Here is a 22,950-nt window from a genome sequence, read left to right on the forward strand (position 1 = left end):
GAGAAGGTGGCCTGCGAAGCAGGTCGGATGAGGGGTTCAACCGCCGGCGATGCGGCCCCTCATCTGTCGGCTGCGCCGACACCTTCTCCCCGCGGGAGAAGGATGCGGCGTTATGAGTGTTTGTGACTGAGCCCCTTCAGAGTCTCGGCCAGCCGCGCTTCCTTACCGACCTTGCCGCCTTTCTTGGCGGCGGCGTGGAGTTTGGCGGCGGGGATTTTCTCGTCCTTGGGCACGTGCAGGGCCTCGTGCAGCTTGCCCTTCTTCTCCGTCGCGCCGGCAATCCATTTCTTGGCGGGCATGGGCGTGTCTCCTTTGCCGGGAGAACGGCCAAGCGCTGGGCGGAGTTGCCACTCGCTGAGCGCGCGCAAGCGGGATCGTCCCCTTTTTCACCACCAAGGACACTAAGATGTCGGAGCCAGCCTGGGTCCCTTGGCGATCTTGGCGTTCTTGGTGGTCAAAGAACGGCTTCGCCGTCGCACCGCCCTAGAATTCTGCGCGCACGGTCCCGGCGATGAAGCCGCCGCCGAGAACGCGGGTGGCGGCTTCCGGGGCGTAGAGGGCGCAGGCCTGGCCGGGGGCGACGCCTTCTTCGGGCGTGTCGAAGACCACGGCGGGCGCCCCGTCGATCAGCGCCAGGCGGCCGGGCGCGGGCTCGCGGGTGGAGCGCACGCGGGCCAGGACCGGGCGGCCGGCCTCGCAGGCGGCCTCGATCGAGGCGACGTCGCCGACCCAGTTCGTCTCCTTCAGCGTCAGGCTGGCGGTCAGCAGGGCCTCGCGCGGGCCGACGATCACCTGGCGGCCGGCGGCGTCGATGCGCACCACGAACAGCGGGTCGCCCACCGCGACGTTCAGGCCGCGGCGCTGGCCGATGGTGTAGCGGGTGACGCCCTCGTGGCGGCCGAGCACGCGGCCGTCCAGGTGGACAATGTCGCCGGGTACGGCGCCTTGCGGCCGCAGGCGGTCGATGACCGTGGTGTAGCGGCCCTCGGGGACGAAGCAGATGTCCTGGCTGTCCGGCTTGTCGGCCACGGCCAGGCCCAGCTCGGCGGCGGCGGCGCGCACGGCGGGTTTCGGCAGACCGCCGAGCGGGAAGCGCAGATAGGCGAGCTGCTCCGTCGTTGTGGCGAACAGGAAGTAGGACTGGTCGCGATTGGCGTCGGCGGCGCGGTGCAGTTCGGGGCCGTTCGCACCCACTTCGCGGCGGACATAGTGGCCAGTGGCCATGGCTTCTGCGCCCAGGTCGCGGGCGACGTCCAGCAGGTCGCGGAACTTGACGGTCTGGTTGCAGCGCACGCAGGGGATCGGCGTCTCGCCGCGCAGATAGGCGTCGGCGAAGTCCTCCATGACCTGGTCGCGGAAGCGGCTTTCGTAGTCGAGGACATAGTGCGGCACGCCCAGGCTCTCGGCGGCGGTGCGCGCGTCGTGGATATCCTGGCCGGCGCAGCAGGCGCCCTTCTTCTGGATCGCCGCGCCGTGGTCGTAGAGCTGCAGGGTCACGCCGACCACGTCATAGCCGGCGCGGGCCAGCAGGGCCGCGGTGACGGTCGAGTCCACACCGCCGGACATGGCGGCCACGATGCGGCTCCCGACGGGCAGGCGCACAGCGTCCCGCGCGGCCTCGATCAGGCCGTCGCTGAGCTTTCCCGCGGTGAGGACCGGAGCATTCATGGCGCCCATATAGCGTTCCCGCCCCCTCATGGGGAGGGCGCCGGCGGCGAAGGCCGGCTCAGGCGACCGGCAGGATGCTCAGGAGCGATGAGCTTTGCAGGGCCTGCAGCACCTTGGCGGAGGCCTGAACCGTCAGCTGGGCGTTGGAGAGGTCGGTCGCGGCCTTGGCCATGTCGGCGTCGGTGATGTTGCCGATCATGCTGGTCAGCGACACCTGCTGGGTGTCGAGGTTGGTCTTCACCGTATCCACTTGCTGCTGGACGAGGCCGTTCTGGGCCGCCGCGGTGGTCAAGCTGGTGCCCAGCCCCGCCCAGGTGGTCATGGCCGAGGTCAGGAAGGCCTGCTGGGTGGCGTTGAGCGGGCCGCTCAGCGGGCCGCTGGGGCCGGCGTTGAAGGCCTGGATGGCCTGGAAGGCCTGCATCATCGGGGTGCCGAGCGTGCTGGCCAGCTGGCCGGTGGTGACCGTGGTGGTGTCGTCCAGCTTGGCCTGAACCTGAAAGTTGTCGTTCTGGAAGAAACTCGAGATCGGCGGACCGGCCGTCAGGTCGGTGAGCTGGGTGGCGGTCACCGGCTGGGTGTTCACCTGGCCGCCGGCGAACAGGTACTTGCCGTCGTACTGGGTGTTGAGGCCGCTGACCGCCGTCTGGAACTGGCCCTGCACCTCCTGCATCAGGGCGTCGGCGTTGCCAGCGGCGAGGGCGTCGGCGATCGCCTGGCGCACCGCCGTGGCGGAGGCGGCGACCGAGGTCAGGGCCTGGTCCTGGGTGGTCAGCTTGGCGGCGATGATGGTGTTCTGCGACTGGTAGTTGGTGATCCGGGCGTCGACCGCCTGCATGGCCGTCAGGGTCTCCGCCTGGCTGGCGAAGTCCTTCAGGTTCGAGCCGTTCTTGGTGGACGAGACCTTATTCTCGGCCACTGTCTGGGCGTTCTCGGCGGCCATCAGGTTCGCCAGGATGGCGGAGTAGGAGCCGAAGGTGGATACGCGGTCGACCATAGTTCGATCCTCTTAGTCTCTTTCCGGGGCGGCCAGGGCCACGGTCAGGGCAGAATGGCGATCAGGGTGTCGAAGAGGTCCTTCGTGGCCTGGATCATGCGGGCGTTGGCCGAATAGGCCTGTTGGTAGGTCTGCAGGTGCACCAGCTCTTCGTCGATATTGACCCCTTCGACCGAGGCGCGCTTGGAGTCGGCCTCGGTCTGCACGGCGGTGGCGCTGGTGGACTGGCTGGAGGCGGTGGCGGCGTCGCGGCCGATCGAGCCGCTGAACTCGGCGGCGTAGCTGTTCAGCGTCATGGTGACGTTGCCCAGGTCGCCGGCCGCCTTGAAGATGCCGGTGGCCTGGCCGGCCAGGGAGAGCGCGAGCGCGCCCGAACCGTCGCCGGGGGCGACGGCCGGCTGACCGGCGGCGGCGGCGAGGTTCAGCGTGCCGAACGGCAGCAGCGTCGGATTGGCCGCCAGTGTCGGGTTGACCTGATAGTCGCCCGCGCGCCCGGCGCGCGGGCCGACGCCCAGGCCGAACAGCTGGCTGATCGAGGGTCCGCCGGCGCCGCGCGCGGTGGTGTCCTGCACTACCGACAGCTGGGCGTTCTGCGGCGCGGTCCCGGTGAAGGTCAGGCCGCCCTGGGCGTCCAGGGTGAAGGAGCCGTAGAGGCCGACGCCGGTTGAGCTGTTGTTCAGGGCGTTGACCAGGTCGCCCATGGTCGGATTGCCGGCCGGCGGCACGGCTACGGAGACCTGGCGCAGCGGCCGCCCGTCGGGCGTCGAGAGCTGCAGGGTGATCGTGCTGCCGGGCGCGAAGCCGTTGGGGTCCCCGGCCGAGAGGCCGGTGTCGTAGGTGGAGACGCCGGTCGAGGTGACCAGGTCGTTCATGCCGAAGAACTGCGAGAAGCCCTCGCCGGCCTTCTGCGACGTGCCCTCGCTGATGGCGACGCCGTTCGTGCCGGTGGCCGACAGGCTGAGGGCGCCGTTCGAGAAGGTGGCCGAGCCGGAGGCGCCCAGGGCGGTGTTCAGCGAGGTCAGGAAGTTGGCGGAGGTGAAGGCCACGCCCGCTGCGCCGTTCACGCTCATGGCGCCGGCGGTGAAATCGATCGCCACCGTCTTCTGCACCACGCCCGAGGAGTCGGTGACCGCGATAGTGCTCTGACCGGTGAAGCCGCTGATCGCGGTGGGCAGGTCGAGGCCAGTGTTGCGGCCCGTCAGGGAGGTCGGCGGCGGCGAGGCGGTGGCGGCGTTGCTGGCGGCGTTCAGCGCCTGGGCGGTGCGCGAGACGAACTCGCCCAGCTGGTCGGAGAGCCCCGGCAGCTTGGTGTTGCGCAGGTCCAGCAGGCCCCGGATCTCGCCCGAGTTCATGGTGATCGACTGCGGCGCGGAGGCGGCGCCCGGCGTGGTCGCGGTGATGTAGCCGGGCGTCGTGGGGCTGGCGTTATAGGTCACCGTCGAGGCGCCGCCATCACCGACCAGCTGTATCCCCTCGGTGGAGCGCACCGTCACCCCGCCCTGGTCGCGCGCGCTCACGCGCACGTTCATCAGCGTCGAGAGCTGGTTCAGCAGTTGCGACTGGATGTTCTCCGAACCGGTGGCGTCGCCGCCGCTGACCTTGGCGCGCGCGATATCGTTGTTCAGGCCGTCGATCTGGGTCAGCAGGCTGTTCACCTGGGTGACGTCGTCGCTGACCTTGCTGTCGACCGTCGAGCTGAGCGAGGTGATCTGGGCGTTGATGCGGTCGGCGTCGCTGAGGAAGCCATCGACCGAGTTGATCGCCTGGCCGCGCAGCAGGCTGGACGACGGATCGTTGGCGGCGCTGGCGAAGTCGGCGGAGATATTGTTGGGCTGGTTGAAGAAGTAGTCGGTGGCCGAGGGGTCGCCGAACAGGGTCTGGGCGTTGTCCAGGAACTGCGAATAGATGTTGTAGCGGCTGGAATCCGAGCCGGCGGTCAGGCTGGCGGACTGCAGGTACTGGTCGGTGACGCGCTGGACGCCGGTGATCGTCACGCCGGCGCCGGCGCCGGCGACGACGTTCTGCTGCTGCACGACGGTCTTGCGCGTGTAGCCAGGCGTGTTGACGTTGGCGATGTTGTCGGACACCGCGCCAAGCGCCGCCTGCGCGGCCTGCAGGCCCGAGGTCGCATTCGAGAGCGCGGTGGATAGCGAAGAAATGGCCATCTAGGCCTCCGCCCGGCAAAGGCTGACGCACGGCCCGGCGGATTCTGCCGGGGCCAAATAGAACGCTCGCGCGAGGAGCCGGGAATTCTTGTGTGTTTTCAACATTGACCCCTCCTGGGGCCGGTGAGTTCGATTGGTTAACCGCAAGACCGGCGCCAGTTCGCAGGACGCGGCGCCAAGCCGGTGAACCGGGCCGGCGCGTGGGCGGCAGGAAACGCCCCATCCGACGCCGAATGACTCGGCAATTTCCGCTCCCGGCGCTCTACCGGCGGGAGGGTCGGAGGCCCTCTTATTTCAGCGAAAACAACGGATTGAAGAGTTGGCGCAAAGGTTGCTCCAGAACGTCCGAATGTTCCCGACGCAGCACGCGTCCGACCCTCCCTCCAGTTTGAAGGCGTCAGAAGCGTATGTCCGCTGCCGCGATCAATCCCGCCCCGTCCCCCGTCCCCGGCCAGAGCGCCGCGGGCGCCGCCGGCGCGAGCAATGGAGCATCGGGCGCGCAGGGGCGCGCTCACGCGCAGGGCCTGCCCGCAGTGTTTGAGGCCATGCTGGCGACGCTTTACGGCGCTGAAACCGCCGCGACGGGCGGCGGCCCGGACGCTCCGGCCAAGACCAGCGGCAAGCCGGTCCCCGGCGACGCCAAGGTCGCCAACGACGACGGCAAGGCCAAGGGCAAGGACAAGGACGCCGCCGCCGCCGCGGACGGCCAGGCCACCGCGACCGCCGCGACCGCCGCGACCGGCGACGCCGCCCTGACCCTCACCGCGGTCGCGGTGGCCGCCGGGCCGGCCCAGCCCGCTCGGACCACACCGACGCCCGCGACCGGCGACAACGCCACGGCCGCCGCCGCGATCGGCGCGGGAAAATCCGCCGGCCTGCAGACGGCCGCCAACGCCCTGGCGCAGACCGCCGGCGCCGCAGCGGCGACGGACGCCGACAGCGATGGCCCGGCCAAGGCTGTGGTCGACCAGGCCGTGGTCGCCAACGCCAACGCCACCCCGGCCACGGCCGCCGACAGCGCGGCCGTCAAAGCCTCCGCCACCGCGCCGGTGCAGGCTCCGGCCGCCTCGGCGTTCGGGATCTTACCGGCCGATCCGAAGCCTGTCGCCACGCCGCCGATGACGGCGACCGCGGCGGCGCCGCAGGTCCAGCCGCCGCCGGCCGCCGCTGTCGCTGGCGCAGCCGCAGTCGCGCCGGCTTCAACCGATCCTACCGCCGCCGCCGCGGCGGCCGCCACGCCACAGGCTCAGGCCGCCGCGGCCCCGCCGCAGCCGGCTCAAACCGCCTCGACCACGTCTACGACCGCGACCACGTCGGCTTCGGCCAAGTCCTCGCGCGTCGACGCCATCAAGGCGCCTTCCGCACCGAGCGCGGCGTCCACCGCGGCCAGCACCGCGGCCGCCAACGACAAGGCGGCCGATGCGCTGCAGCCCATCGTCGCAGCCATCGGGCGGGGCTCCGGCGACAACACCGACTCCGACGTCGCGGCCCAGAGCCCGGCGCTCGACGCCCAGGCCGACCAGCCCGGCGCCGCTCCGGCCTCCGCCGCCGACGCCTCGGCCCCTGCCGCAGCCGCTCTGGCGACCAACCCAACCGCTCTGGCCCAGGCGAGCGCCGCCGAGGTGCGCGGCTCGCCGCAGACCGTCGCCGATTTCGCCGCCCAGATCGTCAAGAAGCTGGACGCCCGCGCGAGCCAGTTCGACGTGCAGCTCAATCCCGCCGGCCTTGGCAAGGTGGACGTCCGCATGACGATCGGCGCCGACGGCAAGATGTCGGCCTCCATGTCCTTCGACACGCCGCAGGCGGCCGCCGAGCTGAAGGCTCGCGCCGGCGAGCTACAGAAGGCGATGGAGCAGTCCGGCTTCGACCTGACCGGCGGCATGTCCTTCGACGTGGCCGCGGATAGCGGCCAGGGCGGACAGGCCCAGAACCAGCAACCCGAAACCGGCGCGGTCTTCCGCGGGCGCGCCTTCCAGGCCGCGCTCGACACCACCGCCGACGCCGGCCCGCAACTCATGCTTCGACGCCCCGCTGCGTCCGGCGTCGATATCCGGATCTGAGGACACCATGACCGTCACCGCTCCCACTGCAACGTCACCGACCCCGCCGCCCTCATCGACGGTCTCCGATGCGACCGCCCAGGGCCTCGACAGCCTGACGAGCAACTTCAACACCTTCCTGACGCTGCTCACGACCCAGCTGAAGAACCAGGACCCGACTTCGCCGTTGGACTCCAACCAGTTCACCCAGCAGCTGGTGCAGATGACCGGCGTCGAGCAGCAGCTCAACACCAACAGCCTCCTGAAGCAGGTGGTCTCCAATACCTCCGGCGGCATCTCGACCGCCGTAAGCCTGATCGGCAAGCAGGTGAAGGCGGCCAGCGACACGGCCAATCTGACCAACGGCCAGGCGCAGTGGACCTATAACCTACCGTCCGCCGCCACCGACCTGAAGGTCCAGGTGCTGGACGCCGGCGGCAATATCGTCGCCGCGGTCGCACCCACCGATCTGACGGCCGGCGACCACGCCTTCAGCTGGAACGGCAAGGACCTGACCGGCGCGCAGCTGCCGAACGGCGGAACCTACACCCTGCAGGTGACGGCCACCGACGCGAACGGCGCGGCGATCGCCTCCACCAACTACGTCCAAGGCATCGTCACCGGCGTCACCCAGAACAACGGCACGGCCTCGATCACCATCAACGGCGGCGCCGTCGACTGGACCAAGGTCGTCAGTGTCAACCAGGCGGCCACGACCTCGTGAGCCGGTCCCTGACCCATCAACCGGACGGCAAAACGCCGTCCATCGCACGGCCTAGAGATTGCCGATCGACCCCCGCAGCAGGCGGCAACCTAGAAAAGAACGGACAAGAACCATGAGCATCAATTCGGCACTGCTGGCCGGGGTTTCGGGCCTGGTGGCCAACTCCTCGGCGCTGGCGGCGATCTCCGACAACATCGCCAACGTCAACACCACCGCCTACAAGCGCAACCAGGTAGATTTCTCCACCATGGTGACCTCGCAGGCCGTCAAGGGCGAGTACTCGGCCGGCGGCGTGCAGGGCAACAACCAGCAGTTCGTCAATCAGCAGGGCCTGATCCAGAGCGCCGCGGCCTCGACGGACCTGGCGATCAGCGGCGACGGCTTCTTCGTCACCTCGACCTCGGCGACCGCTCCGGCCTCGGAATTCACCCGCGCCGGCGCCTTCCAGCCGGACGCCAACGGCTTCCTGGTCAATGACGCCGGCCTCTACCTGCAGGGCTGGCCCATGCAGGCCAACGGCACCTTCGACACCGATCCGTCGGACCTGTCGAAGATCGGCCCGATCAACGTCAAGAACCTGGGCGCCGCGGTCGAGCCCTCCACCAAGCTGGGCGTCAGCGCCAACCTCGACCAGACGACCACGGTTGGGGCGGGCCTGCCGACCTACAACGCCGCGACCAACAGCATGGCGCAGTACGCGGCCACCAGCGGAGCCTCGGGCACTGCGCCGGACGCGCCGCCGATCGAGATCAGCGTCATCGACTCCGTGGGCGGCACCCACAAGTTCGCGCTGGCCTTCGAGAAGACCAACACGCCCAACACCTGGAACGCGGAAATCTACGCGGTCCCGGCCAGCGACGTGAATGCGGCCGGGCCCAACGGCCAGATCGCCAAGGGCCAAGTGGTGTTCAACAACGACGGCTCCATCAACCTGGCCAGCACAACCTTGTTCGGGGCGGCCGGCGCGACGCCGAGCCTGACGCTGAACGCCTCCGCCGGCGCGCAGCCGGCTTGGTCCACCGCCCTCGGCATCAACGGCCAGACGCTCAGCGTCGACCTCAGCCAGCTGACTCAGCTCGCCTCGGCCTCCACGGTCAATTCTGTGAGCTCGGACGGCGCCAGCGCCGGCAACATCGTGGGTGTCCAGGTTGGCGCCGACGGCGTGGTCTCGGCACTCTTCGACAACAGCCAGGTCCGCAAGATCGCCCAGGTGGCCATCGCCACCTTCCCGAACCCGAACGGCCTGCAACCGATCAGCGGCAACGCCTACGGCGGCACCCTGCAGGCGGGCACCATGACCCTGAAGGTCGCGGGCGCCGGCGGGGCCGGAAAGATCGATCCCTCCAGCCTGGAAGCCTCCACGGTCGACCTCTCCTCGGAGTTCACCGGACTGATCACCACTCAGAAAGCTTACTCGGCGTCGTCTAAGATCATCACGACGGCCGACACGATGCTGGACGAGCTGATCAACATCATCCGGTAACGCCAGTCTTAATTCAGATTAACCGAGTGTGAAATCCACACTGTACCGAATTAGTACACGGGGAAGAAGATGGTTATAGCTTCGTTCACTAATACGATTCAGCGGCTGTTAGGAGCCGTGTCGTATTGTTCTCATCAACAGTGATGGTGGGAAAGGCGTAAAGCCATGGTGCAGCAACAGCAGACGCGCACGAACAGCCGCGGGGAGTCGTACGTGATCGGCCCCACGGGCGCGCCGTTGACGCTGAGGGATTTGCCACCGGCCGAGACCGGCCGGTGGGTCATTCGTCGTAAGGCCGAGGTGGTCGCCGCGGTCCGCGGGGGCTTGCTCTCGCTGGAGGACGCCCTCGAACGTTATCGGCTGACTTCGGAAGAGTTCCTCGCCTGGCAGCGGTCGATCGACCGCCACGGTCTGGCGGGCCTTCGCACGACGCGTCTCCAGCAGTATCGCTGAGCCCTCAGACTTCCCCAACGGGGATTTCAGCGACGTTGCGGCCGCGCCCCGTACAGGGCGCGGCCGTTGCGATTCTGGGAGGTCAGGCCTCGGCCTGGGCGATGAGATGGCGCGCCAGATCCGCCTCGTCCTCCGGCGCCATGAGCCGCGCCGGGATGACGCCGGCATAGGCTGAGGCGCCGTCGAAGACGAAGGGGTGCAGGCCCGCGTCTTCCAGCACCATCTTCAGATAGCCGATCCGAACGACGTCGGTGGTCTTCACCAGTTCGATCATCAGCGCACCTCGCCGGGCCGGTTGAGCGGCGACGGGCCGCCGCCGTCCGCGAGTTTCCGCACGGTGACGGTGATGCGTTCCCGCTCGCCGCCCGCGCGTTCCACCAAAAGCCGCGCCACCTGGGCGTCGTCGTGGAAGGCGTAGCCCTTGATGGCGTCGAGGATCGCCTTGGCCAGGTTGTCGAGGTCGAGCCACGGCGGATCGCCGACATATTCCATGCGGATCTCCACGGCGAATTCACCCCAGGCTGGGCGAGACCCGCGCCAGGCCTTGCGGAAGAACTCGTAGATCAACGGCTTATAGTACTTGGCCTGGGTGGTCAGGCCATCGATCACCACCTCCAGGACGCCGTCGGCTTCGCGGGCGCGCACCTTGCCGTGTTGGGTCCAGGCGTCGTCCACGGCCAGGCGCCGGCTCGGGCAGGCTAGAGCCGCTCCACCTTCACCGCCGTGCCATAGGCCAGCACCTCGGTAATGCCTTCCATGATCTCGTTGGCGTCGTAGCGCATGCCGATCACCGCATCGGCGCCGGCGCGGCGCGCATGGTCGACCATCAGGTCCAGGGCTTCCTGGCGGGCGTGCTCGGCCAGCTCGGTGTAGATCGACAGATTGCCGCCGAAGATCGACTGCAGCCCGCCGGCGAAATTGCCGATCACGCTGCGCGAACGGACGGTGACGCCGCGCACCAGGCCGATGTGGCTGGTGATCTTGTAGCCGGGAAGGTCGTTGGTGGTCGCGACGAGCATGGGTGAGGGCTCCGAGCTGGACGCCCACCTATACCGTCGCCTTGGAAGCTGCGCCACGCCCGTTGCCGCTGGCGGCGCGGGCGGCTAGACCGGCCGGATTGCCAGCTGGGACGCCCGCGATGACCGCCACCCGCACCGAGACCGACACCTTTGGCCCCATCGAGGTCGCCGCCGACCGCTACTGGGGCGCCCAGACCCAGCGCAGCCTGCAGAACTTCAAGATCGGCTGGGAGAAGCAGCCGATCCCGGTCGTGAAAGCGTTGGGCGTCGTCAAGCGCGCCGCCGCCGAGGCCAATATGGCGCTGGGCAAGCTGGATCCGAAGATCGGCGAGGCGATCGTCGCCGCCGCCAAGGAGGTGATCGACGGCAAGCTCGACGACCACTTCCCGCTGGTGGTCTGGCAGACCGGCTCGGGCACCCAGTCGAACATGAACGCCAACGAGGTGATCTCGAACCGCGCCATCGAAATGCTGGGCGGCGTGATGGGCTCGAAAACGCCCGTGCACCCCAACGACCACGTCAATATGAGCCAGTCGTCCAACGACACCTATCCGACGGCGATGCACGTCGCCTGCGCCGAGGAAGTGGCCCGCAGCGTCATGCCGGCGCTGGAGCACCTGCACGCGGCGCTGAAGAAGAAATCGGATCAGTTCGCCCACATCATCAAGATCGGCCGCACCCACACCCAGGACGCCACGCCGCTGACGCTGGGCCAGGAGTTCGGGGGCTACGCGCACCAGACCGCCATGTCGACGCGCCGGCTGAAGGACACCCTCTACGGCCTCTATGAACTGGCGCAGGGGGGCACGGCGGTGGGCACCGGCCTGACGGCGCCGGTCGGCTTCGCCGAGAAGGTGGCCGAGCGGATCGCGGCGATCACCCGCCTGCCCTTCGTCACCGCCCCCAACAAGTTCGAGGCCCTGGCGGCGCATGACGCCATGGTGTTCAGCCACGGGGCGCTGACCGCGACGGCGGCAGCCCTGTTCAAGATCGCCAACGATATCCGCTACTTGGGGTCCGGGCCCCGCGCCGGTCTGGGCGAGCTGTCGCTACCGGAAAATGAGCCGGGCTCCTCCATCATGCCGGGCAAGGTCAACCCGACCCAGGCCGAGGCCCTGACCATGGTCTGCGCCCACGTGATGGGGAACCAGACCGCGATAGGCTTCGCGGGCTCCCAGGGCCAGTTCGAGCTCAACGTCTACAACCCGGTGATGGCCTATAACTTCCTGCAGTCGTGCCGGTTGCTGGCCGACGCCGCGATCAGCTTCACCGACAACATGGTGGTGGGCATCGAGGCTCGCGAAGACAACATCGCCGCCAACCTGGAACGCTCGCTGATGCTGGTGACGGCGCTGAAGGAGCACATCGGCTACGACAAGGCCGCCAAGATCGCCAAGACCGCCCACGCCAACGGCACCACCCTGCGCGAAGAGGCGGTCGGCGGTGGCTATGTGACCAACGAACAGTTCGACGCCTGGGTGCGGCCGGAAGACATGATCCATCCGGGCTGAGGCCCTGAACCATTGACGAGACTCGCTTCGGGGCGCGTGGCTGCGCCATGGCCAGTGAAACCGTCTACATCCTGCAGACCTACGTCGCCGGGCGCGGCAAGGCGCTGAAGGCCGAGCAGCAAGTGGGCTGCAAGACCGCCGAGGAGGCTCGCCGCAAGGCCGAGCGCCTGGCGCCTCTGCGGTTGGGCGTCGTGGCGTTCGCGGCGACCGCCGACACCGAACTCGGCGACTACGACGAGAACCCGGTGATCCTGTTCAAGTCCGGCCAGCTGCCGCACCCGTTCAGCGAGCTTTGAGGCCGGGCGCCGCCCCCGGGGATGACGACCGGCCGCGTTGGCGTTAGCATTCGCGTCATGGGCAGGCATGAACCCAACATGCATATCGACGAGCACCTGTTGGCGCAGGCGCAGACTCTGGGTGTGTCCGTGGAGAACATAGCTGAAGACGCTATCCGGGCGGCTGTCGCCAAGGCCGATCCCGCCGCGGCAGACGAGCGCGCGCGCAAGTGGGCTGAGGAAAACGCTGAGGCGATCGCGGACTACAACCGGCGCATCCGAGAGCGGGGAACCATCGGCGCCGAATTCCGGAAGTGGTAATCGCGCCAGTTTGACCTGATCCCCAATCCATCGGAACGGTCACGCGCATACGCCCCGTACTTCGTGGTCCTTCAATCCCATCACCTCGAAAACCTGGATACTGTCATCGTGGCGCCGGTGATCGGTGACGCCGCACGACAGATAACCAGCCTCGATTTCGAGATCGAATTCAGGAGCGAGGCTCTGGTCGTCGCCCTCGGCGAGATATTCGCACTGGAACGGAGCCTGGCGAGGTTGTCGGTTGGCTCAGTCGCCGAACACGAGGACGCGCTTCGCCGTGGACTGGAGCGCCTGTTCGGAGGCTTCTAGCCCTTCTCATCCACTCAGGTTGGATCAACCTGAGTGGATGAGAAGGGCTCCAGATATAGACGACGACCCTGTTCTTTCCCGGCTGACTTGATTCAAGTCAGCCGGGAAAGGGTCTAGGCCGTCCGCGCCACCGCGAAGTCAGCGAGGTCTTCCAGGGCCGGGCGCCAGGGGTTGGCGCCGAAATCGGCCAGGGCGGCCTTGGCGCTCAAGGCGTAGCCGGCGGCGAGGTCCAGGGTCGAGCGCAGGGCGCCGGTGGCGCGCATCAGCTCGCAGGTGCGGTCGAAGTCGGCGTCGGTCTGGTCGCGCCGATCCACCGTGCGGATCCAGAACTCCCGCTCGGCGGGCCCGGTGCGGGCCATGACCAGCAGCAGCGGCAGCGTCGCCTTGCCTTCGCGGAAGTCGTCGCCGGGGTTCTTGCCCAGGGTCTCGCTGTCGCCGGAGTAGTCCAAAGCGTCGTCGACCAACTGGAAAGCTAAACCGAGGTATTGCCCGTAGCTGCGCAAAGCCCGGCACCGCTCGGGCGAGGCGCCGGCGCTGACCGCGCCGGATTCGGCGGCGGCGGCGAACAGCTCGGCGGTCTTGGCCCGGATGATCTCCAGATAGACCTCCTGGGAGAGGTCCAGGTCGTGGGCGCGGGTGAGCTGCAGCACCTCGCCCTCGGCGATGACGCGGCTGGCGCGGGCCAGGATCTCCAGCGCCGGCATGGAGCCTGCGCCGACCATGAGTTCGAAGGCCCGGGCGAACAGGAAATCGCCGACCAGCACGCTGGAGGGCGCGCCCCAGATCAGATGCGCGGCGACCCGCCCGCGGCGCAGTTGCGAGGAATCCACCACATCGTCGTGCAGCAGGGTGGCCGTGTGGATGAACTCCACGGCGGCGGCCAGCTTCAGGCAAGCATCGTCGCGGGCGCCGGCCAGGCGGGCGGCGGCGACGGTGAGCAAGGGGCGCAGGCGCTTGGCGGAGCCGGCGATCAGGTGGTCGGCCAGCGCCGGGATCACCGGCACGGGACTATCCATATGCCGGCGGATCAGGGCGTCGACAGCGGCCATGTCCGGGCGCGCGAGCATCAGCAGCGCGTCCAGGGATGGCGGCTTCTCGGCGATGGCGGGGCGGGTGGCGACGGCCAAGCGGGTCCTTAACTCCTGGCGTTGCGGCCTGCCTGGGGAGGAGTGGCCGCCGTTGCGAGGGACAATGGTGACGCGATAGGGCACGGTCAAGCGCACCCTCCGAATGGACGCCGTATACCGGCATAAGCATATGGACGACACCACCGACGACCGCGTTCTGGACGGCCAGGTGCGCTTGCGCCAGCCGGCGCGCGGCTATCGCGCCGGCGCGGACGCGGCCCTGCTGGCGGCGGCCTGCGACGCAGGGCCCGGCGCGCGGGTGATCGAGGCGGGCTGCGGCGCGGGCGGCGCCCTGCTGGCGGCGGCGGCGCGGCGGACGGGTGCGCGGTTCGTGGGCGTGGAGCGCGACCCCAAGGCCCTGGCCCTGGCGCGGGAGAACATCGGCCTGAACGACATGGCCGATCGGGTCGAGGTGATGGAGGGCGACGTGGGCTTACGCTTCGCCGGCCTGGGCCTGGAGCCCTTCGACGCGGCGATGGCCAATCCGCCGTTCTTCGATGACCCTGATGCGCTTCGGGGACCCGCGGCCGAGCGGCGCGGCGCCTGGATCGCGGACGACGGGCTGGAGGCCTGGATCGGTTTCCTGACCAAGGCGGTGCGCGAGGGCGGGACCATCACCCTGATCCACCGCGCCGACCGGCTGGACGACATCCTGGGCCTGCTGGCGTCCAAGGCGGGGTCGGTGCAGATCCGGCCCGTCCTGCCGTTCGCCGACGAACCGGCCAAGCGGGTGGTGGTGCGCGCGGTCAAGACCGGCAAGGCGCCGCTGCGGCTGTTGCCGGCCCTGGTGCTGCACGACCGCCCAAATGCAGCGGGGGACGGCGGCCAGCACACCCAGGCCGCCGAGGCGATCCTGCGAGGCCGCGCGGCGCTGGAGTGGCTCTAGCGGCGGCTAGTTGTTGTCGCCGGTCTTGCCGGGCGAGCCGCCCTTGCCTTCGGCCGCGCGCTGGCCCTGCATGATGTCCACCAGGGCGTAGTTGCCCTCGTGGCAGGCGTATTCGTAGACCTGTCCGGGGATGGCGTTCAGGCTCATCTCCGCGCGCCACGGCTTGGTGTAGTAGACCGGGTCCTCGACTTTGAATTCATAAAAGATTTGCTTAGTTGAGGCGCGGGTGAGACGCTCGGTCACCTTGGCCTTCGGGGTCAGGAAGATCGGCCCCGCGCGGCCCTGCTCGCCGTTCACATTGATGGTCTCGATGACCAGGGTGTCGCCCTCCCACCAGGCGACGGGATCGCCCAGCCAGGGGTGCAGGGCAGCGGGTCCGTGGGCGGCCTGGGCCGTCGCCTTGTCCTTGAACAGCGGGATGGTCCGCGCGTCGTGGATCATCTCCGAGACGATGACGATCGCGCCCGGCGTCTGCACGATCTGGTAGTTGGAATTGTAGATGTTGTTGAGCATCCCCGGGCCGCCGGAGCCGCGCGAGCCGATGATGCAGCGGTCCCAGGGATCGAAGCTCTCCGGGTCCGTCGGGGTCTCGGCCAGCCGCGTGCGGGTGCGGGCCTGGGCCACGAGTTTCCGACCGGCCTCCGAGAACGGCAGCTGGCCGTCCGTGGGGTCGACGATCCAGGAGGTGCGATACTCGCCCTTCACCTCGCCGTAAGCGCTGCCGGCGTCGAGCCAGAAGGCATTGTAGCCGCCGGGGTCGCCGACCGCCGGGGCGCCTTGGCCGGCGTCGATGGGCGCGGCGTCGGCGGCCTTGCGGTGGACCATCGGATCGGAGCTCGCGAGCCTCTTCGCCTCGTCGGGGGTGAGGACCAGCTTGCCCATGCCCGGCGCGCGGGTGAGCTTGGTGATCGAGGCGTTGGTCCAGGCCCCGGACAGGTCCGGATGCCCGTCGGCCGCGCGGGGCAGCCCCGCGGCCGCGGGCGCCGCAACGGCAGCGGGTGCAGCCAGCGCCCCCAGCAGCAGAATGGGGGCGGCGCTCAGGATCAGCAGCAGGTCAGCGAGCTTGCGAATGGGTCTTGCCTCCGGTCGGCCGGAATAGTCCACCGCGGCCCGCGCCGCGCAAGCCATAGAAATCGCCGACGGCTGCAGGAATCCTCGGCGCCTGCATCCTGGGCGCCATGCGTCTAGAGCCCCAGCCGTTCGCGGTAGGTCGGGTCCACTAGGTCGTGCCATTCGGGATGGCGTTTGATGTAGCCGGCGATGAACGGACAGCTGGGTTTGACCGTCAGGCCGTGGTCGCGGGCGTAGCGGAGCGCGGTCGTCGCCAGGGCCGAGCCGACGCCGAGCCCCTCGAAGGCGGGCGGCACCACCGTGTGCGGCAGGACGATCGCGCCGTTGTGCAGCACATATTCGGCGAAGGCCGTCTCGCCGTCGAGGTAAGCCTCGAAGCGGTGGGTCTCTTCGTTCATGACGATGGGCGGCGTGTCGGCCATGGGGATCCCCTCTGAGCGCCCTTCTTGACCCAGCCGCGGCCGGAGGCCAAGGTCCTGCCCGCACGACGCAACGCTCGAACGGAGGAGGCCAGATATGACACCGATTGCCACAGCCCTTCGTCGCGTCGCCGCGCCCGCTGCCTAGACGGCAGCCGATCCTCCCCTCCTGACAGACGGGGTTTCCGCGGGGCGACGCCTGGAACGGCTTCAAACCCTTACAGACGGAAACACGACATTGCTCAGCACCTATGGCTGGAGCGAGACGCTCCGGCACGACTTCGAACCCTTCGCGGCGCAGGGCCTGGTCCCGGCCCGCATCCTCGTCCAGCAGCGCAGCCTCTATCGGCTGGTCGCCGAAGCCGGCGAACTGGAAGGCCGCCTCTCCGGCCGTTTCGCCCATGAAGCCCGAGCCGGCGGCTATCCGGTCACCGGCGACTGGGTGGCGGCCGAGCTGAAAGACGGCGTCGCGGTGATCGCCGCGGTCCTGCCCCGGTCCACGGCCTTCACCCGCATGGCGGCCGGCACGTCGAAGGACCTGCAGGTGGTGGCGGCCAACGTCGATGTCGCCCTGCTGGCGGCTTCGCTGAACGCCGACCTCAACCTGCGCCGGCTGGAACGCTATCTGGCCACGGCCTATGAGAGCGGGGCCGGGCCGGTGATCCTGCTCACCAAGGCCGACGTCTGCGCCGATCCGCAGCCGCTGATCGACAGCGTGCGGGGTATCGCCGCCGGCGCGCCCGTGCTGGCGATCTCGGTCCGCACCGGCCAGGGGCTGGCGGAGCTCTCCGCCCTGCTCGCCCCCGGCAAGACCGCGGTGCTGCTGGGCTCCTCCGGGGTGGGCAAATCCACCCTGGTCAATGCCCTGGCAGGGGTCGAGCGGATGGCCACCCGGGAGGTCCGCGAGGACGACGCGCACGGGCGGCACACCACCACGCACCGCGAGCTGATCCTGCTGCCCTCCGGCGCCCTGATCCTCGACACGCCGGGGATGCGGGAGCTGGCGCTGTGGGACGCCGAGGCGGGCGTGGCCGCGGCCTTCGCCGAGACCACCGCGGAGGTGGACCGGCTGGCGGAGGACTGCCGCTTCCGCGACTGCGCCCACGACAAGGAGCCGGGCTGCGCGGTTCAGGCGGCGCTCGCCGATGGGCGGCTGGATCCCGAGCGGTGGCGGAGCTTCCAGAAGCTGCAGCGGGAGCTGGCCCACACGGTGCGCCGCGAAGACCCTGTCGCGCGGACCGCCGAACGCAAGCGCTGGGCGGCCGTCACCAAGGCCGGCAAGGTGCGGAGCCGGGCCAAGCGCGAGATGGACGACTAGAGGCAGCACGGCGGTCCGGCCGGCGAATCCGCCTATCCTCGCCCTCTCGAAACCGAACGGACCGCCGCATGCGCATCCTGATCATGAAGGGCCAGTCGCAGTACGGCGGCACGCGGCTGTTCGCCGACCTGGCGGCCGAGGCCTTCCGGCGGCGAGGCCACGAGGTCGACGTCCTCGACCTCGGCGGCAGCGACAGCGGCGGCATGCTGATCCTGGCCCACGCCCAGACCTCCGGCCCGGTGGACCTGATCTTCACCATCAACATCGGCGCCGAGTTCCAGGACAGCCTGGGCCGGCGGCTCACCGATCTCTACGGCGGCGCGCCGCACGTCGTCTGGCACACCGATTATGTGCTGAGCCAGGCCGACCGGCTGAAGGGCACGCCGTCGACCACCGCCGTGCTGGTGGTCGACCCGACCCAGGCCGACGCGGTGCGGGCGATCTATGGCGCCGACCGCTTCAAGCATCTCAGCTTCTTCCCGCACCCGGCGGTGGGCCCGGCCGCGCCGGACGACGCCACTGTGGCCGCCTTCGCCGAGCAGCGGCCGATCCACGTCCTGTGGTCCGGCAGCTTCCAGAAGCCGGAGACCCCGTGGGCCGGCGTCGAGGGCCCGGCGCGCGAGGTGATGCAACAGGCCCTGGACCTGGCGCTGTCGGTGGAATGGGTCCCGCCGCATCAGGCCCTGGACACCGTGCTGCGGGCCCGCGGCCTGGACCTCGCCGACCCCAACATCCGCGGGGCGCGGGAGGCCGCCGCCCTGGTGGACATGGAGGTGCGCAAGACCCGCCGCTTCGAGTTTCTGAAGGCCGTGGCCAAGACCGGCTTGCCGCTGCACATCGTCGGCGTCGGCTGGGAGACCCAGCTCTACCGCTTCAAGAACGCCACCTACGAGGGGCCGGTCGAGATGACCCGCATGGCCGAGCTGATGGCCCAGTCGCGCGTGGTGCTGAACACCAACGGCAACTTCGGCGCGGGTTCGCACGAGCGGCCGTTCTCCGCGTCTCTGGCCGGGTCCGCCACCTTCTCCGACTTCAGCCGCTACTATGCGGAGGTCTTCCAGCCGGGCGAGACCATCGAGCTCTTCAACTGGCGCGAGCTGGGCGAGGGCATGGACAGGCTACAGGCGCTGGCGGGCGACCTGCCGCGCCTCTTCGAGCAGGCCCGCGGCGCCAAGGCGATCACCCTGGCCGGCCACACCTGGGACCAGCGCATCGACCTCATCCTGCAGGCCGCCGACGCGGTCCGTTGACTGGGCTGCGCCAGCTTCGGCGCGCGATTGAGCTTGCACCCACCTCCGTCATCCCGGACGGCCTGCAAGGCCGATCCGGGACCCAGGAGCGACCGCACTGCAGAACCCCCTGGGTCCCGGCTCTTCGCTTCGCTGCGGCCGGGATGACGGAGCTTTGATAGTTGTTCAGGCCCTGCCCAGCCTCAGGCGACCGCCTTGCGGTAGAGATGCCAGGAGGCGTGGCCCAGCACTGGCACCACGAAGATCAGGCCCACCAGGGCCGGGATCGAGCCCAGCACCAGGGACCCGGCCACGATCAGGCCCCACAGCATCATGGTCCCGGGGTTGGCGGCGACGACCCGCAGCGACGTTCGGATGGCGATCCAGAGCTCCACGTCGCGATCCAACAGCAGGGGGACGGTGACCACGCCGATGGCGAAGGCCACGACGGCGAAGAGGAAACCCGCTCCGACGCCGGCCGCGATCAGCGTCGCGCCCGAATGGGTCCAGAAGACGTTGTGGGAGAAGGCCAGGAGGGTCGGCGGCGGCGCGGCGCCCAGGGTCAGCAGATTGATCTCATAGGCCGTCCCGAGCCACAGGCCGAACAGCGCCAACAGGATCGCACCCATTCCGAGGATCGAGCCCAGCGCCGGCGAGGCCAGCACCCCAAAGGCGTCGAGCCAGGTGACATGCTCGCCCAGTTCGCGCCGCCGGCTCATCTCGTAGAGCCCGACCGCGGCCACCGGCCCCAGGATCGCGAAGCCCGACGCCAGCGGGAACAGCATCGGCAACAGGTCGTAGCTGAACGCCAGCCGGGCCATCAGCAGGCCGGCGACCGGATAGATGATGCCGATGAACAGGATGTCGTCGCGCAGCGCGCCGAGGTCGGCCGCGCCCTGGCGCAGCGCGTCCCAGAGGTCGGCGGCGGTGACTTTGCGCACCTGCGGGACCGCCTGGCCGGCGTGGCGCGCGGGATTGGGGATCAGCCGGCGCCCGACGTCGGAGACGCCCCAGGTCAGCTTCTCGATGAAGTACTCGAAGGGGTTTTCAATGTGGTTTCCAGACGCCATACGCGACCTCCCGGGTCATTAGCCTGGGGATGGCCTCTCGTGCGCGGCGTCGCTCGGGCAGGTCGCGCACGGCAGACCACAACCCAGAGATTGGGGTGAGCCTAGCACGGGAAGGCGCGGGCGTCGTGTTTGGGGGCGAAGCTGGTGCGATCAGCCAATCAAATTCAAATAGCTGGCCGTCATGGCCGGGCTTGTCCCGGCCATCCATCGACTCCGCGCTTGGATCTTTGGTTGGCGGCGCGGTGTTCTCGCCTGAAGCCCTCGTGCGTATAGATGGCCGGGACAAGCCCGGCCATGACGGCTTCAGAAGCGGGATACCACCCTTGCGCGTTGCGCTGCGCGCTCGCTCAATTCCGCGCCGTGTCCACCAGTTTGTTCTTGGTGATCCAGGGCATCATGGCGCGCAGGCGCTGGCCGACTTCCTCGATCTGGTGCTCGGCGCCGCGGCGCCGCGTGGCCTTGAAGCTGGGCGCGCCGACCGCGTTCTCCTGCATGAAGTCGCGCACGAAGCGGCCGGACTGGATGTCCTCCAGCACGCGCTTCATCTCGGCCTTGGTCTCGGCGGTGACGATGCGCGGGCCGGTCACATACTCCCCGTACTCCGCGGTGTTGGAGATCGAGTAGTTCATGTTGGCGATGCCGCCTTCGTAGATCAGGTCGACGATCAGCTTCACCTCGTGCAGGCACTCGAAATAGGCCATTTCCGGCGCGTAGCCGGCCTCGACCAGGGTCTCGAAGCCGGCGCGGATCAGCTCCACGAGGCCGCCGCAGAGCACGGCCTGCTCGCCGAACAGGTCGGTTTCGCATTCCTCGCGGAAGTTGGTCTCGATGACGCCGGAGCGGCCGCCGCCGATCGCCGAGGCGTAGGCGAGGCCGAGGTCCATGGCGCCGCCGGTGGCGTCCTGGTGCACCGCAATCAGGCAGGGCACGCCGCCGCCCTTCTGGTACTCGCCGCGCACGGTGTGGCCCGGGCCCTTTGGCGCGACCATCAGCACGTCGATGCCGGCCGCCGGCTCGATCAGGTTGAAGTGCACATTGAGGCCATGGGCGAACAGCAGGGCCGCGCCGTCGCGGATGTTGGGCGCGATCTCGGCGTTGTAGATCGCGCGCTGCAGCTCGTCGGGGGCCAGCACCATCAGGAGGTCCGCCCACTTGGCGGCGTCGGCGACGCTCATCACCTTCAGGCCGTCGGCCTCGACCTTCTTGGCGGTGGCCGAACCGGGCTTAAGCGCCACGGCGACGTTCTTCACGCCGGAATCCTTGAGGTTCAGCGCGTGGGCGCGGCCCTGGGAGCCGTAGCCTACAATGGCGATCTTCTTGTCCAGGATGCGGGACAGGTCGGCGTCGCGGTCATAATAGACGCGCATGATTGTTCTCCTGAACGGGTAGGGGACCGCACCGACGCGCAACGTCAGGGCGGCAAAGCGGGCGCTTTCCAGCGGTTTTTTGCTCAAAGGTCAAGGGAGCGACGTCGCTCACAGGCGCAGCCTCGCCATGGTGACGGCGTCGACGAAGGCGCCGTTGCGCCAGGCATAGGCCCGCAGAAGGCCCTCGCGCTCGAAGCCGAAGCGTTCGTAGAGGGCGATGGCGCGGACGTTGTCGGCGTAGACGGAGAGCTCCAGGCGTTTGATCTGCAGCCAGTTGTCGGCCACGTCGATCACCGCCGCCATCAGCGCCGTCCCGACGCCGCGGCCGGCGTAGGCGTCATGCACGGCCATGCCGATCGAGCCGACGTGGCTGCGCCGGTTGTCCTCACGGGCCAGGAAGATCATGCCGATGACCTTGCCATCGATGACAGCCGCGAGCCGAGTCGATCCGGGGTGCGCGGCATGGCGCTTCTGCCGCGCGTCCACCGAGGTGTAGGGCAGCTGCAGGGTGCCGGCGTAGGCGTTCGGCTGGTTCCAGGCCTCGGCCAGCTCAGGGATGTCCCCCGGCTCCAGGGCGCGGATCAGGATGTCGGGCTTGGGTATCGGGGGTTCGGGCATGGTCTCGTCTCCGTTGGCGGGGACGGACGCGGGCCCAAAGAAAAAGCCCCGTCCGGATCCCGGCGGGGCTGGTGTGGCGATCGGTGCTTGCTCTGGCTCTAGCGCACAACGTCCCTCACCGGCCCGCCGGAGGCGGTCCGCGTAAGTACGAAGGTGATGAGCATCGAGCGCATGGACGAACCCATAGCGTTTTCGGCGCCGCTTGGCAAAGCTAGGGCCAAGACTCAAGGGCGCGCGGCGTGGAACTCGCTGACGATGTTCTGGGCGCCGACGTAGAGCCGATTGAGCCGGTAGTCGGCGGCGGCCATGTCGCTTTGCGGCGCCTGGGCGCCGCGCAGGCCCGCGGTGGTCAGCACATAGACTGTCACCGATCCCGGATCGGGCGTCGGATAGCCCTTCACCAGCGGGACATCGGCCAGCTGGACCTGGGCGTTGGCCACCAGCGACCCCGCCGCCGAGGCGACCAGCGGCTCGCGCCGGCCGCCGATCATCCCGCCGCCCTTCGAGTAGTAGAGGCTGGAGTCCCCGGAGGCGAAGCCCACGACCGTGACGATCTGGTCGCCCTGCCAATATTCGACGATCACCCCATAGGCCCGCTCGACGCCGGGCTTGGCCTGGACCTCCACGTCCTCGCTGTGCGTGGAGAAGGCCACTTCACGCAGCGCCAGGTAGGTGTCGACGAGGATCACCGGGTTGGGGTTCGGGCCAGGGCTCGGGGCGGCCGGCGGCGCGGCGCGCGCGGGACCGCCCGCCGCCATGGCGATGAGCACGGTGGTGACGAGCAGGCGCGCGGCCAGGGCGCGCGGGATCTTGGGCAAGATCGACTCCAGGGTCGTTACGGCTCCGGTCGCGGAAAACCTCGGCGTGGCTACGTCGCGAAAGCG

The 22,950-nt window shown here is 69.1% G+C and carries 25 protein-coding genes and 1 pseudogene; 11 read left to right on the forward strand and 15 right to left on the reverse strand.

Going from position 1 to position 22,950, the window contains the following annotated elements; all coding sequences use genetic code 11:
• Positions 1-110: 110 nt before the first annotated feature.
• From VHS75_RS11705 to flgK, 4 genes are all read right to left on the reverse strand, one after another.
• On the reverse strand, positions 111-299 hold the full coding sequence (locus VHS75_RS11705; RefSeq protein WP_329638796.1) for a hypothetical protein: 189 nt from the start codon (positions 297-299) through the stop codon (positions 111-113).
• Between the two features lie 184 nt (positions 300-483).
• Positions 484-1,677 (reverse strand): tRNA 2-thiouridine(34) synthase MnmA, encoded by a 1,194-nt coding sequence (gene mnmA / locus VHS75_RS11710; RefSeq protein ID WP_414694294.1) that lies wholly within the window; start codon positions 1,675-1,677, stop codon positions 484-486.
• 49 nt (positions 1,678-1,726) lie between these two features.
• The gene (locus VHS75_RS11715) at positions 1,727-2,662 is read right to left on the reverse strand and encodes a flagellin (RefSeq protein WP_329638798.1); all 936 of its coding nucleotides are present in this window, start codon (positions 2,660-2,662) and stop codon (positions 1,727-1,729) included.
• Between the two features lie 44 nt (positions 2,663-2,706).
• Entirely contained in the window at positions 2,707-4,827 is a 2,121-nt protein-coding gene (gene flgK / locus VHS75_RS11720; protein ID WP_329638799.1) for a flagellar hook-associated protein FlgK, read from the reverse strand.
• A gap of 407 nt (positions 4,828-5,234) precedes the next feature.
• Here flgK and VHS75_RS11725 point away from each other — a divergent pair, with 407 nt between their 5' ends.
• The 4 genes from VHS75_RS11725 to VHS75_RS11740 all read left to right on the forward strand — a co-directional run bounded on the left by VHS75_RS11725 (position 5,235) and on the right by VHS75_RS11740 (position 9,526).
• On the forward strand, positions 5,235-6,887 hold the full coding sequence (locus VHS75_RS11725) for a flagellar hook-length control protein FliK (protein ID WP_329638800.1): 1,653 nt from the start codon (positions 5,235-5,237) through the stop codon (positions 6,885-6,887).
• A gap of 7 nt (positions 6,888-6,894) precedes the next feature.
• Positions 6,895-7,590 (forward strand): flagellar hook assembly protein FlgD, encoded by a 696-nt coding sequence (locus VHS75_RS11730; protein WP_329638801.1) that lies wholly within the window; start codon positions 6,895-6,897, stop codon positions 7,588-7,590.
• A 112-nt stretch (positions 7,591-7,702) separates the two neighbouring features.
• A complete protein-coding gene (locus VHS75_RS11735; RefSeq protein ID WP_329638802.1) occupies positions 7,703-9,073 on the forward strand; it encodes a flagellar hook protein FlgE in 1,371 nt (456 codons plus the stop codon).
• Between the two features lie 165 nt (positions 9,074-9,238).
• Positions 9,239-9,526 carry a DUF1153 domain-containing protein gene (locus tag VHS75_RS11740; RefSeq protein WP_293366363.1) on the forward strand — a complete coding sequence of 96 codons (288 nt, stop codon included), beginning with the start codon at positions 9,239-9,241 and terminating at the stop codon, positions 9,524-9,526.
• An 82-nt stretch (positions 9,527-9,608) separates the two neighbouring features.
• On the opposite strand, the gene VHS75_RS11745 is transcribed toward VHS75_RS11740, so the two are convergent.
• From VHS75_RS11745 to VHS75_RS11755, 3 genes are read right to left on the reverse strand one after another with little or no spacing between them, the layout of a single operon-like run.
• Positions 9,609-9,800 (reverse strand): DUF2007 domain-containing protein, encoded by a 192-nt coding sequence (locus tag VHS75_RS11745; protein WP_329638803.1) that lies wholly within the window; start codon positions 9,798-9,800, stop codon positions 9,609-9,611.
• Positions 9,800-10,201, reverse strand: a complete 402-nt coding sequence (locus VHS75_RS11750; RefSeq protein WP_329638804.1) for a RusA family crossover junction endodeoxyribonuclease — start codon at positions 10,199-10,201, stop codon at positions 9,800-9,802. Before VHS75_RS11750 ends, VHS75_RS11745 begins: the two co-directional genes overlap by 1 nt.
• Before the next feature lie 23 nt (positions 10,202-10,224).
• Positions 10,225-10,545, reverse strand: a complete 321-nt coding sequence (locus VHS75_RS11755) for a YbjQ family protein (RefSeq protein ID WP_329638805.1) — start codon at positions 10,543-10,545, stop codon at positions 10,225-10,227.
• 119 nt (positions 10,546-10,664) lie between these two features.
• On the opposite strand from VHS75_RS11755, the gene fumC reads away from it, so the two are divergent.
• The 4 genes from fumC to VHS75_RS11775 all read left to right on the forward strand — a co-directional run bounded on the left by fumC (position 10,665) and on the right by VHS75_RS11775 (position 12,961).
• A complete protein-coding gene (gene fumC, locus VHS75_RS11760) occupies positions 10,665-12,056 on the forward strand; it encodes a class II fumarate hydratase (protein WP_329638806.1) in 1,392 nt (463 codons plus the stop codon).
• Between the two features lie 47 nt (positions 12,057-12,103).
• On the forward strand, positions 12,104-12,352 hold the full coding sequence (locus VHS75_RS11765) for a hypothetical protein (protein WP_329638807.1): 249 nt from the start codon (positions 12,104-12,106) through the stop codon (positions 12,350-12,352).
• 78 nt (positions 12,353-12,430) lie between these two features.
• Positions 12,431-12,652: a type II toxin-antitoxin system CcdA family antitoxin gene (locus VHS75_RS11770; RefSeq protein ID WP_329638808.1), complete on the forward strand. Its 222-nt coding sequence runs from the start codon at positions 12,431-12,433 to the stop codon at positions 12,650-12,652.
• An 18-nt stretch (positions 12,653-12,670) separates the two neighbouring features.
• Positions 12,671-12,961 carry a CcdB family protein gene (locus VHS75_RS11775; RefSeq protein WP_329638825.1) on the forward strand — a complete coding sequence of 97 codons (291 nt, stop codon included), beginning with the start codon at positions 12,671-12,673 and terminating at the stop codon, positions 12,959-12,961.
• Positions 12,962-13,074: 113 nt separating this feature from the next.
• Here the strand turns inward: VHS75_RS11775 and VHS75_RS11780 are convergent, their stop codons facing one another.
• Positions 13,075-14,043 (reverse strand): polyprenyl synthetase family protein, encoded by a 969-nt coding sequence (locus tag VHS75_RS11780; protein ID WP_329638826.1) that lies wholly within the window; start codon positions 14,041-14,043, stop codon positions 13,075-13,077.
• Positions 14,044-14,218: 175 nt separating this feature from the next.
• Between VHS75_RS11780 and VHS75_RS11785 the strand changes: the two genes are divergently transcribed.
• Entirely contained in the window at positions 14,219-14,974 is a 756-nt protein-coding gene (locus VHS75_RS11785; protein WP_329638809.1) for a tRNA1(Val) (adenine(37)-N6)-methyltransferase, read from the forward strand.
• Positions 14,975-14,980: 6 nt separating this feature from the next.
• Here VHS75_RS11785 and VHS75_RS11790 read toward each other — a convergent pair whose 3' ends face one another.
• Entirely contained in the window at positions 14,981-16,102 is a 1,122-nt protein-coding gene (locus tag VHS75_RS11790; protein WP_329638810.1) for a hypothetical protein, read from the reverse strand.
• Between the two features lie 56 nt (positions 16,103-16,158).
• Positions 16,159-16,467, reverse strand: a complete 309-nt coding sequence (locus VHS75_RS11795) for a GNAT family N-acetyltransferase (protein ID WP_329638811.1) — start codon at positions 16,465-16,467, stop codon at positions 16,159-16,161.
• 235 nt (positions 16,468-16,702) lie between these two features.
• Here VHS75_RS11795 and rsgA point away from each other — a divergent pair, with 235 nt between their 5' ends.
• Positions 16,703-17,782: a ribosome small subunit-dependent GTPase A gene (gene rsgA / locus VHS75_RS11800; RefSeq protein WP_329638812.1), complete on the forward strand. Its 1,080-nt coding sequence runs from the start codon at positions 16,703-16,705 to the stop codon at positions 17,780-17,782.
• A gap of 68 nt (positions 17,783-17,850) precedes the next feature.
• Entirely contained in the window at positions 17,851-19,032 is a 1,182-nt protein-coding gene (locus tag VHS75_RS11805) for a glycosyltransferase (RefSeq protein ID WP_329638813.1), read from the forward strand.
• A gap of 47 nt (positions 19,033-19,079) precedes the next feature.
• On the opposite strand, the pseudogene VHS75_RS11810 reads toward VHS75_RS11805, so the two are convergent.
• The 5 genes and pseudogenes from VHS75_RS11810 to VHS75_RS11830 all read right to left on the reverse strand — a co-directional run.
• Positions 19,080-19,178 (reverse strand): annotated as a pseudogene (locus VHS75_RS11810) (hypothetical protein); the annotation flags it as partial.
• A 36-nt stretch (positions 19,179-19,214) separates the two neighbouring features.
• Positions 19,215-20,081: a DUF2189 domain-containing protein gene (locus VHS75_RS11815; RefSeq protein WP_329638814.1), complete on the reverse strand. Its 867-nt coding sequence runs from the start codon at positions 20,079-20,081 to the stop codon at positions 19,215-19,217.
• Between the two features lie 347 nt (positions 20,082-20,428).
• On the reverse strand, positions 20,429-21,448 hold the full coding sequence (gene ilvC / locus VHS75_RS11820; protein WP_329638815.1) for a ketol-acid reductoisomerase: 1,020 nt from the start codon (positions 21,446-21,448) through the stop codon (positions 20,429-20,431).
• Between the two features lie 108 nt (positions 21,449-21,556).
• A complete protein-coding gene (locus VHS75_RS11825; RefSeq protein WP_329638816.1) occupies positions 21,557-22,066 on the reverse strand; it encodes a GNAT family N-acetyltransferase in 510 nt (169 codons plus the stop codon).
• Positions 22,067-22,290: 224 nt separating this feature from the next.
• Positions 22,291-22,884 carry a hypothetical protein gene (locus VHS75_RS11830; RefSeq protein ID WP_329638817.1) on the reverse strand — a complete coding sequence of 198 codons (594 nt, stop codon included), beginning with the start codon at positions 22,882-22,884 and terminating at the stop codon, positions 22,291-22,293.
• Positions 22,885-22,950 lie beyond the last annotated feature (66 nt).

Source organism: Phenylobacterium sp. (assembly GCF_036264965.1).
Taxonomy (GTDB): Bacteria; Pseudomonadota; Alphaproteobacteria; order Caulobacterales; family Caulobacteraceae; genus Phenylobacterium.

Bases quoted from the DNA above. Each gene is read 5' to 3' on its own strand.
- VHS75_RS11705 (WP_329638796.1), bottom strand. From the start codon at position 299: ATGCCCGCCAAGAAATGGATTGCCGGCGCGACGGAGAAGAAGGGCAAG.
- mnmA (WP_414694294.1), bottom strand. From the start codon at position 1,677: ATGGGCGCCATGAATGCTCCGGTCCTCACCGCGGGAAAGCTCAGCGAC.
- VHS75_RS11715 (WP_329638798.1), bottom strand. From the start codon at position 2,662: ATGGTCGACCGCGTATCCACCTTCGGCTCCTACTCCGCCATCCTGGCG.
- flgK (WP_329638799.1), bottom strand. From the start codon at position 4,827: ATGGCCATTTCTTCGCTATCCACCGCGCTCTCGAATGCGACCTCGGGC.
- VHS75_RS11725 (WP_329638800.1), top strand. From the start codon at position 5,235: ATGTCCGCTGCCGCGATCAATCCCGCCCCGTCCCCCGTCCCCGGCCAG.
- VHS75_RS11730 (WP_329638801.1), top strand. From the start codon at position 6,895: ATGACCGTCACCGCTCCCACTGCAACGTCACCGACCCCGCCGCCCTCA.
- VHS75_RS11735 (WP_329638802.1), top strand. From the start codon at position 7,703: ATGAGCATCAATTCGGCACTGCTGGCCGGGGTTTCGGGCCTGGTGGCC.
- VHS75_RS11740 (WP_293366363.1), top strand. From the start codon at position 9,239: ATGGTGCAGCAACAGCAGACGCGCACGAACAGCCGCGGGGAGTCGTAC.
- VHS75_RS11745 (WP_329638803.1), bottom strand. From the start codon at position 9,800: ATGATCGAACTGGTGAAGACCACCGACGTCGTTCGGATCGGCTATCTG.
- VHS75_RS11755 (WP_329638805.1), bottom strand. From the start codon at position 10,545: ATGCTCGTCGCGACCACCAACGACCTTCCCGGCTACAAGATCACCAGC.
- fumC (WP_329638806.1), top strand. From the start codon at position 10,665: ATGACCGCCACCCGCACCGAGACCGACACCTTTGGCCCCATCGAGGTC.
- VHS75_RS11765 (WP_329638807.1), top strand. From the start codon at position 12,104: ATGGCCAGTGAAACCGTCTACATCCTGCAGACCTACGTCGCCGGGCGC.
- VHS75_RS11770 (WP_329638808.1), top strand. From the start codon at position 12,431: ATGCATATCGACGAGCACCTGTTGGCGCAGGCGCAGACTCTGGGTGTG.
- VHS75_RS11785 (WP_329638809.1), top strand. From the start codon at position 14,219: ATGGACGACACCACCGACGACCGCGTTCTGGACGGCCAGGTGCGCTTG.
- VHS75_RS11790 (WP_329638810.1), bottom strand. From the start codon at position 16,102: ATGGCTTGCGCGGCGCGGGCCGCGGTGGACTATTCCGGCCGACCGGAG.
- VHS75_RS11795 (WP_329638811.1), bottom strand. From the start codon at position 16,467: ATGGCCGACACGCCGCCCATCGTCATGAACGAAGAGACCCACCGCTTC.
- VHS75_RS11805 (WP_329638813.1), top strand. From the start codon at position 17,851: ATGCGCATCCTGATCATGAAGGGCCAGTCGCAGTACGGCGGCACGCGG.
- VHS75_RS11815 (WP_329638814.1), bottom strand. From the start codon at position 20,081: ATGGCGTCTGGAAACCACATTGAAAACCCCTTCGAGTACTTCATCGAG.
- ilvC (WP_329638815.1), bottom strand. From the start codon at position 21,448: ATGCGCGTCTATTATGACCGCGACGCCGACCTGTCCCGCATCCTGGAC.
- VHS75_RS11825 (WP_329638816.1), bottom strand. From the start codon at position 22,066: ATGCCCGAACCCCCGATACCCAAGCCCGACATCCTGATCCGCGCCCTG.